This window comes from Methanospirillum hungatei (assembly GCF_020216685.1).
GTDB lineage: Archaea > Halobacteriota > Methanomicrobia > Methanomicrobiales > Methanospirillaceae > Methanospirillum > Methanospirillum hungatei_B.
On record NZ_JAIWNS010000184.1, the window covers coordinates 1 to 10,646 of the forward strand.

A 10,646-nucleotide genomic window follows, 5' to 3' on the forward strand; every position below is an offset into this window, starting at 1 on the left:
ATGGTTCATGTCAGTTACAGGGAGATGGTTATCTTCCAGCAGTCATCCTGGCATTGCCCTCTGCACTGCTGTTTAGGTTTTCGGTGCGGGGGTCGCGTCCTGGTATCAATTGATGATGCAGCAAAGAGATCCACATCATCTGCTGCAAGCCCCAATGCTTCATGAGCCTTTCTGATGGCAAGACCTGGTTCGTTATTCTCCTCTGACAGGTGGGCAAGGATGGCACAATGGATAGACCGGGAAATCTCTGCAAGGACCGTTCCTGCATCCTCATTTGAGAGGTGCCCCCGTGAAGATGCAATCCTGCGTTTGAGAAATGCCGGATATGGTCCGTCTTTGAGCATCTGCGGGCAATGATTTGACTCAAGGATCACGCCGTCAGATTTTTTTATCATCTCCATCATGCCTGACGTGACAACTCCGGTATCTGTACAATAGCAGATACGCAGCCCTCCTTCTTCTATAAGGTACCCGACCGGATCGGTTGCATCATGCGAAACTGAAAAAGCCGTTACGGTAAAATCACCGATGGAGAAGGGATCACCTGGTTGGACCGATTGAAACGTGAAGTTTTTCTTAGTCTGGATCATCCGGTTTGTTGCATCAAGGGTCCCGCTCGTCCCATAGGCCGGCACTTTCAGAGCGTTTCCAAGAGGGCCGAGCCCTTTTACATGGTCACCGTGTTCATGGGTGATGAGGATCCCTTCGATAAGGTCACGGTTTCCCCCTCCCTCTGAAAGCCGTCCCTTCCGGTCTTTTGTGCCCAGGATCTCGCGTGCAGATCGGCCGGCATCGATGATAAGAGCCCCGGAGGTCCCTTCAATATATACACAGTTGCCCTTGCTCCCGCTGGCAAGGACTGTTATGTTCATACTCTACACCTTTTGGATTTATTGGTCATAAGATATGGTTTCATGAAAGAGGGGATGCACTTTTCAGGGAATAATCTCGCATCCATTATATTTTTCATGAGCGAAGGCTCCGATGCTGATCTCACCCCGGCTTATCATCCCGCGAACTTTCGGCACGATACCGGTGATCGCATCATATAATCCCCGAACGGTCTCACACACGAGATCAGCACCCTCTTTGGGCCAGGGTTTTACAATGGCCGAATAGAGGCATCTTCCTCCGCAAAAATCACGAATGTCACAGCTTTCACAGGCACCCGTGACCGGTATGATCGGCAGGGCGTTCGGAGATGCGGTCGTTATGGAGCCTGCATAAAAGTCTTTCATTCCGACCATGATAGGACATGGTGCGATATGCCCGTCCGTCAGGATAGTGTAATTTGCATACCCCGATCCGCATCGTAACCTGGTGGGCCGGCCGAGGAGCAGATCTTCAAGCGGATCAATGAACGGATACCACTTCGGAACTTCTCCGGTCTCTTTGATATGAGAAAGCCAGTCCTGCACAAGCTGATGAATACCGGGAATATATGACTCCCGTGCCCAGGTCTGAAAAGTTCTGAGTGAATAGTCATTCCAGAAGTTTGCATCTATCTGCCAATGAATCGAAGAGAACGAGTAATCCGGATTATGCGCAAGATATCGAACCGCCGACCTGATATCTGTCCGTTCGGTCACGGTCATCCGGGCGATGAGTTCATTTCTGAATCCACCTGCAATGATGTGGTGAATATTTTCCATAACCCGGTTATAGGTACCTTCGCCCCTCCCTTCATCGGTGGTTTTCTTATCCCCGTCAATGGAGATAAGGATGGTATCAAACCGGTTGACAATTTCAGGAGAAAGCCGGTGAAGAAGTGTGCCGTTTGTCTGGATCATGAATCGTGATACCGGCGCCTCTTCCATGATGGTCTGTATGAGGCCTGGGCGTAAGGTCGGCTCTCCCCCGATAAAGGTCAGGACCGCATCAGGATCCTGAGCAAGAAACCGATAGAGATCAGAGAGCTGAAAGGTTACTTCAGCAGGAATTGATTCATCTATGGTGATATCGCCGCAGTCCGTCTCGGGGGTATCAAATATTTTTCCCCGGCAATACTGGCAGACAAGGTTACAGGAATCAGTAAGGTAGAGATGAAAATACACAAAAACCAGTATATGTTTATTCTGATGATGCATGAATCTGATGAATCCGGCATCACGACACATAAATGTCTTATAACCATATGTCCATACCATTGAGTATTCTGATTTATGGTATATCGCATTCTTCTCATGGATGATGAACCGGCAATCTGTGAAATCACCGGAATACTCCTGAAAAAACTGGGGTATGATCCCACAATTGCGGTCACCGGGGAAGAGGCTTTGGCTGAGTATAAAAAAAGCCGTGAGAACGGGAACCCCTATGACGTAATCATCCTTGATCTCACCATACCTGGTGGTATGGGTGGCCGCGAAGTGATCTCCATCATTCGGGAGTCAGATCCTGACGTGAAAGTGCTGGTGTCAAGTGGTGATCTATCAGACCCGGCAATAATCTCGTATGCAGATTATGGCTTCTCAGGTGTCCTTGCAAAACCATATAATAAAGTCGGACTGGATCAGGCCATAAAATCGGTATTGTCTTCATAAGACTGATCCAAGGATACCATGGATATACATCAGGTCACTTTTTACTCTCGTCTTTTGGTGTCACACAGATTCTTCTCCTGTTCATAATTGTATTGCTCTTACTCATCGTTCATATCTGGAGAAGAGCAGATAAGCGTGCCCTTATGCTCTTTGAGTCCTGGAAAAGAGATGAGTTTGCCCGGTGGCAGACCTGGATACAGGAAGAGGCAAATGCCCGGGCAGATGTGCAGGCAGAGGCGAGGTACAGGGACTGGCAACGACGGGAAGAGCAGAAGGTTCGTCAGGATGCGATCCGACGATCCCAATCGGTCATCAGGGGAAAGATTACCGAGCATCTGATCCCCTGGTTCTCTGAGTTTTCGTATCATCCGTCTGATGCCCGGTTTTTAGGATCACCAGTGGATTTTATCGTCTTTGATGGTCTGTCAGAAGGATGCCTGAAAGAGATCGTCATCGTTGAAGTGAAAACCGGGTCTGGAGCTCTTTCCCCACGGGAACGGTCCGTCGCACGGATTATTGAGGAGGGGAAGATCCGGTTTGAAGTGATAAGAAAAGAATAGTTATAAAAGTGGCTTATCATCCATCATGAATGAACGAACCTGGAGGAGTATTAACATTTCTCCAGTAATTTATCAGGTCCCTGATGGTCTCAGCGAATTTCTCGAACTGAACCGGTTTGACAACATAACTGTTCACTCCTGATTTGTATGTCTCTCCGATATCTGCTTCCTGATCTGATGATGTGAAGACGACTATTGGAAGTGTTTTTGTTCGTTTGTCTTTTCTGATGGCTTTCAGGACTTCATGACCACTGATGAGGGGCATCTTCAGGTCAATGAAGACCACTGATGGAAGTGAACCAGGAGCTTCTTTATATGATCCTTTTCCATGGAGAAAATCCAGTGCCTCTCTGCCGTCAAGAAAAACTCTGACCTGGTCTCCCATATTAATCCAGTCAACCACATTCAGAAATAATTCAACATCATTCTGGTTATCTTCAATGAGAAGTATTTCAAGTCTTCTTTCACCTTTCGCTTCCATCTCTCCCCTGCACAGTAAAATAAAACGTTGTTCCCCTGCCCTTTCCTGATTGTACCCAGATTCTTCCATGGTGTCTGAGGATGATCCTCTTTACCAGTGCAAGGCCCACACCAGTGCCTTCAGCATCCGGAGATGGAGCAAGTCTTGAAAACACTTCAAAGACTTTATCTGCGTACTGCATATCAAATCCTATGCCATTGTCTTTGATATAATAGATTATTTCACTTTCTTTCTCATATGAACCAATCGTTATGTCCGGGACGGTATCCGGCAGAGTAAATTTTATACTGTTGGATATCAGGTTGTACCACACCTGTCTGATAAGGCCGGGATCGCCTTTCGAAGAGTGTATCTCTTTTATATGAACTGAAATATTTCTGGTTTCAGGCTGACTGGTCAGTTCTGTGATTACCCCCCGCACCAGTCCTGCCATGTCTATGTCAATTACCTGCAATGGCTGGCGTGCTGTCCTCGAAAACCTGAGCAGATCCTGGATGAGTTTATCCATGGTTGTGACACTCTCGCGGATCCTGGAGATCAGGTGCTTGTTCTCTTCATCCAGGTTTTCCCCTGCTTTCAAGAGCAGGAGGTGAGAAAATCCATCTATTGCACGAACCGGTGCCCGCAGGTCATGAGACACGCTGTATGCAAATGCGTCCAGTTCATCAAGCGATGCCTGCAGATCCTCGGTTCGTTTCCTGATAATCTCCTCAAGGTCAAGGTTCAATTTCTGAAGTGCTTTTTCGGCTTCTTTCCGAAGGGTGATATCCCGAATAAGGGTGACAACGGTAGTTACCTGATCGTCGGTAATAATTGGAATTATCTTGGTTTCGAGGTATATTGGTCGTTCCTTTCCTATGATCGTCTCATATACTGCAATCTTTCCTGATGAAAAGACAGCATCATATTCAAGATAATCTTTGTCGGTCAGATAAGGAAGAACAGAAAAGAGTTTCTTCCCTTCCACATGTTTATGCTCTTTTTGTAACTTTGTCTTTTTGCCCAGTTTCCACCCATTCCAGATCAGGATGGAGTGTGTCCTATCGGTGACAAAAACCCCGTCATCCATTGCATTGACCGTCTCCCGGTACAAAGAATCAGATGCATGGAGGCTTTTCTCAAGTTCTTTCACTTCTGTCAGGTCACGACCGACAGACTGGTATTCGGTAATTTCTCCGGTTTCTGAAAAAATTGCCTGGTCTATCCATTGAATATATCTTCTCTCTCCATTTGGAAGGATGATATGATGTTCATTCAGGTCTGTCGGATGCTGCCTGGTCAGCCCTGCGAGATGGTTTTTCAATTTGATCCTTTCATCTTCCGGAATTTCTGGAGAGAATTTTGTTCCAAGTATTTCATCGCATCTTTTTCCAAAAAATCTGCAATATGCATCATTCACGAAGATATGTGTCCCATCCGGAGTAAACCTGCATATAAACTCATTTTGTGTCTCAACAACACTCCGGTACCTCTCTTCACTCTTCTGGATCTGGTACTCCTTCTCCCGAACCTCCTGGAGCAGATGCCTGATATTCTCCTCTGCTTTGGTTCGCTGGTAGAGTTCACTCTTTACCTGTTCTTCCTGAATTTTTATTCTCTCAATCATCTTTTTCAGGTTTGATACCAGTCTGCTGATGGCTCCTTCAATCTGTTTGAGTTCCAGAATGCCGGTGTCTCTGATCTGGTGGTCCAGGTCCCCGTCTGCAATCTGGTTTAAATCCTGAATTAGCCCTTTCACCGGGTTTGAAAAGTATCGGGATGTCTTCCACACCGTAAGACCTGCGATAAGAAGGGTAAAAAGAAGGGTGGTTATGTATATTATTGAAATTTCAAGAATTTTTTCCTGGATCTCCTGTGTTGAATAGACTATCCGTCCGACAAGGTTCATCATCGGTGATGAGGGGTACCTCGTATCCTGGATGGAGAGATATATAATTGAAATGGCCTGTTTTAGATCTGGATCGTGGTAATATTGACTCTTTTTTTCAGATAGTACCCTGATGACGTTTTCCAGGATCTGCGGAGAGAGATTTCCATGGCCGGAATCTGCACTCCATCTGGTTACAATCTCTCCCTGGGTGTTGAAAAGTTCAATAGAGACGATATTTGGATTCAGTCGGGGTAGATTTTTTACTAATTCGGCATATGATGTCTCAGTCTCTTTTGGTATAAACTTTTGAAAATTTCTGCTTATTTCAAGCACATATTTTTTGTCAGGGGTCCCCTGGTATGCAAATTTCCGGTTTGGGGATCCTTTGACAAATCCTTTTACCGTTCTGTCAATGACATAAGCTCCCTCCTCCCTGATTTTGGTGAGTGTTTTAAAAAAAGAAGTATAATTACGAAAATTTAACAAGAGGTCAGGAGTATAGGTCGTATGAACGACTGTGCCATCAGCATCGATAATATAAAGATCCCACACACCTCCTATCGTTTCATTCAGCTGTGTTTTCAAAGAAGAGAGGTCGATCTTTGTAATATCACCACCTGATTCATTATAGGCTGCAAGGTACATATCCATCGCTTCTTTCATCCCTGGTTCAAATGAGTACTCATACAGGCGAATACCCCCGTCGATCCATATGACCGATTGCCGAAGAATCTGTTCAGAATGGTTCTGCTGGAGCGTGAAGCGTGATTCAATCTGGGTTCGTGTATCAATATACCAGAGTGTTGTTATCGAAAGGATGGACAGGATTAAGATAATCAGTAGTATTACCGTGAATCGACTGATAAGGGAACCCCCGCTCATCGGAGCCACCTGACGCATAGACATATCCCTTCTCTTTTATTATCTGGATTCATACTTTAGTAACACACGAACCGGCATGTTAGAATTCATTGAATAGCTGATACATGTTTTGGTTTGATTTTTTCATTTATCCCATTCTATAATTGGCAATTTGGCGTTATATTTTCAAAATGTCATGATATCATTTCTTATTTTAAAAAAAGCCGCTTTCAGGGATGCATGGCATATGTTTATCTGGGAGAAATTAAGGAAATGTATCTATGGTTGAGGATGGGGAATTTCTGAGCCGTATACGCGGTTTACTCAAGATTTACCCCAGAGGGCTTACAATTTCGGAAATTTCCCAGCGTCTGAAATGTAACCGGAATTCTGTTGCGAAATATCTGGAGATACTTCAGATTTCCGGAACGGTAGAGATGCAGCAGATGGGGGCTGCCAAGGTATTTTATCTCTCACAACGGGTTCCAATCTCCAGTCTTCTGGGCTTTACTAAAGAAGGAATTCTCGTCATTTCAAGTGATGGCAGGATAATCCAGGTTAATGAGCGGTTTTGCAGAATGTTTGACCAGGATGTCACAACAATTACCGGCACGTCATATCTGATGCTTCCACAGGAAATTTTGCGGGCATTTCATTTTGACACCTATTTTGATTCAGATTCAGAGACAGAGCATACCGCTGTTGTCACCTTCAGCAAGTATGACTGGAGGCGGTTCTTTAAAGTAAAATATATTAAAACCGTTTTTGACGACGGACGCTCCGGCCTTACCATTATCGTGGAGGATGTTACCCTTGAGACTGAGATGGAGGAGCGGCTTCGTATCAGTGAAGCCAGGTATCGCGGTATTGTTGAAGACCAAACCGAACTTATCTGCAGGTACAACCGGGACGGTGCCATTTCATTTGCGAATGGGGCATTTTGCAGACTGTTTCAGATGAATCTTACAGAAGCACTGCACCACTCCCTATTTGAATTCATGTATCCGGATGCAGCCCGGCAGATACAAGAAGGCATGCAGAGTTGTTCTCCCTTGTCGCCGGTTTTTGAATCAGAATTTGAATTTAAACTCCCTTCCGGGCGGACCAGGTGGTATCACTGGGTGTCACGGATGCTCGCTGATGATAACGGTGATATTCTTGAGTACCAGGGAGTTGGCAGGGACATCACCGAACGTAAGAATGCCGAACGGGAATTATTAATTAAAAGTCATGCCATGGACTCTTCCATTGTTCCCATTGCACTCCTCTCCATGGAAGGGTCTATCACCTATGTAAACAGGGCATTTCTGGAACTATGGGGGTATCATTCTCCTGATGAGGTTATCGGACTGCCTTTTGCGCACTTTGCCAAAGATATCGATGTCTCTGCTGCCTCATTCCTCTCTCAAAACCTGTTGCCTGAGGATCGATCAGGTTATGTATATGAAGTGGACGGGGTCCGCCGAGATGGATCCCAGATAAACTTATCAGTAACCATATCTGGTGTCACCGGTCCTGATCGAACCCCCATCTGTCTGATTGCCTATCTGTATGACGTCACCCACTGGGTCAGGATGGTCCGGGAACTTGAGATTAAAGATACTGCAATCGCACATTCCTATGAGGGTATGGCTATCATCACGCCGGATGATGTGGTGATGTATGCCAATCCCTCATTCAGACGGATCTTCTCCCGTGTCCCGGACGGAGCTTTGATCGGGAGATCCATTGAGTGGAGTTTAAGTTACTACCCTCAGATCATCGGCTCTATTCCGGATATCAGGGCTGCACTCAATGAAAAAGGGAATTTCACCCGGGTTTTTTCAGATACAGGGGAAGATGGTTCCTCGCTTGTGATACAGGTCCACCTTTCACGGGTATTTGATAAAACCGGAGTTCACCTGTGCACTCTCATATCGGCGCTTGACATTACCAGTCAGCGGACCATGGAAGAGTCCCTTGCACTCATGGTTGAGCAGCTGGAAGGGACAGTGGAACAGATGGGTGATCCCACCTTCATTATATCCCGTGATCGTATGGTTGTTGCCTGGAATGAAGCGATGGAGATCCTAACTGGTCTGAACAAACATGAGATGATCGGTTCACTTACGTATCAGGAGATAATCAGGAACAAAAATCCGTCTCTCCCCATCCTGGTTGACCTCTTTGACTTGTCACCAAAAGAGTTGATCCAGGTTTTTCCACAGGTCTCACGGGTAGGGAACAGTTTTTACACCGAAGCGTTTGTTCCAGGATTTCATGAAGGAAAAGGGACATATGTCTGGGCAAAAGCCTCTCCCATTACTGATACCTCCGGAAGAGTAATCGGGTATATTCAGACGATTAAGGATATGACAAACTGGAAACGTGCAGTGGAATCGGTTGTCGGAAAGACTGTCAGCTGATTCTAAAGTCCCAGTATCGGAAGAATATCTGAAAAGGAACTGATTGAAAAATCAGCAATAATTCCTTCTGAATACTCCGGTGGCAACCGGTTTCCATACTCTGCATGAATGGTGCACATACCTGCTTCTTTTGCCGGTCTGATATCATTGACCAGATTATCGCCGACTGCACATATCTGGTGAGGCTGAATCTTCAGAAGTTCTGCGGCATAAAGAAACATCGACGGGTCAGGTTTTTTCATCCCTGCCTTATCAGGAGTAACCAGGCAGTCGAAAAGATCAGCGGTCTGGATATGGATGAGCCGTTCTGTTGCATGCTCATGGCTTGCATTGGTAACAGCTCCGATCTTCATCCCTGCCGTGTGGATCTTCAGTAATGTTTCATATACTCCTGGGTACGCTTCAATAGCATCGATTTTTGCTTTTGTGTACACCTGAACTGCATGCATGAACACATCTGCGTCGGTGATCCCCTGTTCTGATAAAAATGACTGAATGGCTTTCGGGCTCTCAACACCATAGGGAGAGAACAAAAATGCCCGCACTAAGTCATCTGCTGTTCCAACTCCGACAGCCTGAACGACCTTCCTGCATGCCTCTTCTTTTGCATATCCAAAGTCATACAGGGTGTTATCCAAGTCTACCAGAACTCCGAGAAACCGGTTTCCACACCCCTGGCGAATATCTGTACCTGTCATGCTGCGTTGTATCTAACAGGATATCAGTCTTTGGAGATGATAAGCGATCTCATAGTGCTGAATCATGGTGGAGGGGGCTCTCTTATGGAATCAGATGTAATAATACAGTATGCCTCCGAGTGACCCGGTTCTCATCACCGAAACGGATCGCCGGCTATTATTCATCTCACTCTATGTGGCGGTTTTTTCTACCATGCTCGGGATAGGGATTGTCATACCACTTCTTCCCCGTTTTGCCGAAACCCTTGGTGCTTCCGGATTTGGGATAGGGATGATATTCTCCTCGTTTGCATTATCACGGGCCATTGCCATGCCATTCTTCGGAAGGTACTCCGATATCTGTGGCAGACGTCAGTTCATTATCATCGGTCTGCTCCTCTATGCAGTTTTTTCACTCCTCTATGTCCCGGCCGGATCAGTCCTTGAGCTATCCGGTATCCGGTTTCTTCAGGGAATTGCATCAGCCATGGTGTTCCCCATAGCAATGGCATATATCGGTGATATCGCTCCACCCGGAATGGAAGGACGGTATCTTGGGACATTTACCAGTTCACTCTTTCTGGGCATGGGTCTTGGGCCGTTTCTGGGGGGCATTGTAACCGATGTTGCCGGGATGGATACAGCATTTATATGCATGGCAGCGCTGACCGGGGTGGCACTCCTTACCAGCATCTTCTTCCTCCCCGGCTATCAGGGATCGCGAAAAGAACAGAGTTCGATACTTCATCTGCTCATTCATCCAGGGCTTCGGATTCCATTATTATATCAGATGATGAATGCATTTGCAAACGGAACATTCATGGTATTTATCCCTGTCATTGCCGCCCATGTCGGGAACCTCTCCGCAGGAGAGACCGGCCTTGTCATATCGGTATCAGTCCTGTCAACAGCTCTTTTGCAGAGAGTATGCGGATGGCTTGCAGATCGGTTTGATAAATACCTGCTCATTGCAACAGGGTGTCTTACGGTGGCTGTTGCACTGGCTCTGGTACCAGGCTTTGAAGGCCTCTGGTCATATCTCTTCTTTGCCCTCCTCATGGGGATCGGAGGAGGTATATCAGTCCCGGCCATGTATGCCCTGGTCACTATAACCGGCAGGGATGTGGGGCAGGGGGCAGCGATGGGAACGATAAATATGGTCATGAGCATGGGTATGATCATATCTCCCGTTGTCTGCGGATTATTTATGGATCAGACCGGGATCAGTTCTGTCTTTTATCTGTCTGCG

9 protein-coding genes are annotated in these 10,646 nt (G+C 46.3%); 4 read left to right on the plus strand and 5 right to left on the minus strand.

The window, feature by feature from the left end:
* Positions 1-14 precede the first annotated feature (14 nt).
* A complete protein-coding gene (locus LDL35_RS11420) occupies positions 15-872 on the minus strand; it encodes an MBL fold metallo-hydrolase (RefSeq protein ID WP_304022508.1) in 858 nt (285 codons plus the stop codon).
* 63 nt (positions 873-935) lie between these two features.
* Positions 936-2,087: a TIGR04084 family radical SAM/SPASM domain-containing protein gene (locus tag LDL35_RS11425; protein WP_304022509.1), complete on the minus strand. Its 1,152-nt coding sequence runs from the start codon at positions 2,085-2,087 to the stop codon at positions 936-938.
* 75 nt (positions 2,088-2,162) lie between these two features.
* Between LDL35_RS11425 and LDL35_RS11430 the strand changes: the two genes are divergently transcribed.
* Both LDL35_RS11430 and LDL35_RS11435 read left to right on the plus strand, forming a co-directional pair.
* On the plus strand, positions 2,163-2,543 hold the full coding sequence (locus LDL35_RS11430) for a response regulator (RefSeq protein ID WP_304022511.1): 381 nt from the start codon (positions 2,163-2,165) through the stop codon (positions 2,541-2,543).
* Between the two features lie 92 nt (positions 2,544-2,635).
* Positions 2,636-3,103 (plus strand): Holliday junction resolvase-like protein, encoded by a 468-nt coding sequence (locus tag LDL35_RS11435; protein ID WP_304022512.1) that lies wholly within the window; start codon positions 2,636-2,638, stop codon positions 3,101-3,103.
* A 16-nt stretch (positions 3,104-3,119) separates the two neighbouring features.
* Here LDL35_RS11435 and LDL35_RS11440 read toward each other — a convergent pair whose 3' ends face one another.
* Together LDL35_RS11440 and LDL35_RS11445 are read right to left on the minus strand one after the other, a co-directional pair.
* Entirely contained in the window at positions 3,120-3,584 is a 465-nt protein-coding gene (locus tag LDL35_RS11440) for a response regulator (protein ID WP_304022513.1), read from the minus strand.
* Entirely contained in the window at positions 3,568-6,360 is a 2,793-nt protein-coding gene (locus LDL35_RS11445; protein ID WP_304022514.1) for a PAS domain S-box protein, read from the minus strand. The genes LDL35_RS11440 and LDL35_RS11445 overlap by 17 nt, the downstream gene beginning before the upstream one ends.
* 401 nt (positions 6,361-6,761) lie before the next feature.
* Between LDL35_RS11445 and LDL35_RS11450 the strand changes: the two genes are divergently transcribed.
* Positions 6,762-8,720 carry a PAS domain-containing protein gene (locus LDL35_RS11450; protein ID WP_304022515.1) on the plus strand — a complete coding sequence of 653 codons (1,959 nt, stop codon included), beginning with the start codon at positions 6,762-6,764 and terminating at the stop codon, positions 8,718-8,720.
* A gap of 2 nt (positions 8,721-8,722) precedes the next feature.
* On the opposite strand, the gene LDL35_RS11455 is transcribed toward LDL35_RS11450, so the two are convergent.
* Positions 8,723-9,418 carry an HAD family hydrolase gene (locus LDL35_RS11455; protein ID WP_304022517.1) on the minus strand — a complete coding sequence of 232 codons (696 nt, stop codon included), beginning with the start codon at positions 9,416-9,418 and terminating at the stop codon, positions 8,723-8,725.
* Positions 9,419-9,527: 109 nt separating this feature from the next.
* Here LDL35_RS11455 and LDL35_RS11460 point away from each other — a divergent pair.
* Positions 9,528-10,646: MFS transporter (locus LDL35_RS11460; RefSeq protein ID WP_304022519.1), on the plus strand; the 1,119-nt coding region annotated here is incomplete at its 3' end.

What these genes read in the sequence shown, in the direction of transcription:
- LDL35_RS11455 (WP_304022517.1), bottom strand. Translation starts at nt 9,418, where the DNA reads ATGACAGGTACAGATATTCGCCAGGGGTGTGGAAACCGGTTTCTCGGA.
- LDL35_RS11445 (WP_304022514.1), bottom strand. Translation starts at nt 6,360, where the DNA reads ATGTCTATGCGTCAGGTGGCTCCGATGAGCGGGGGTTCCCTTATCAGT.
- LDL35_RS11430 (WP_304022511.1), top strand. Translation starts at nt 2,163, where the DNA reads ATGGTATATCGCATTCTTCTCATGGATGATGAACCGGCAATCTGTGAA.
- LDL35_RS11450 (WP_304022515.1), top strand. Translation starts at nt 6,762, where the DNA reads ATGGGGGCTGCCAAGGTATTTTATCTCTCACAACGGGTTCCAATCTCC.
- LDL35_RS11440 (WP_304022513.1), bottom strand. Translation starts at nt 3,584, where the DNA reads ATGGAAGCGAAAGGTGAAAGAAGACTTGAAATACTTCTCATTGAAGAT.
- LDL35_RS11420 (WP_304022508.1), bottom strand. Translation starts at nt 872, where the DNA reads ATGAACATAACAGTCCTTGCCAGCGGGAGCAAGGGCAACTGTGTATAT.
- LDL35_RS11425 (WP_304022509.1), bottom strand. Translation starts at nt 2,087, where the DNA reads ATGCATCATCAGAATAAACATATACTGGTTTTTGTGTATTTTCATCTC.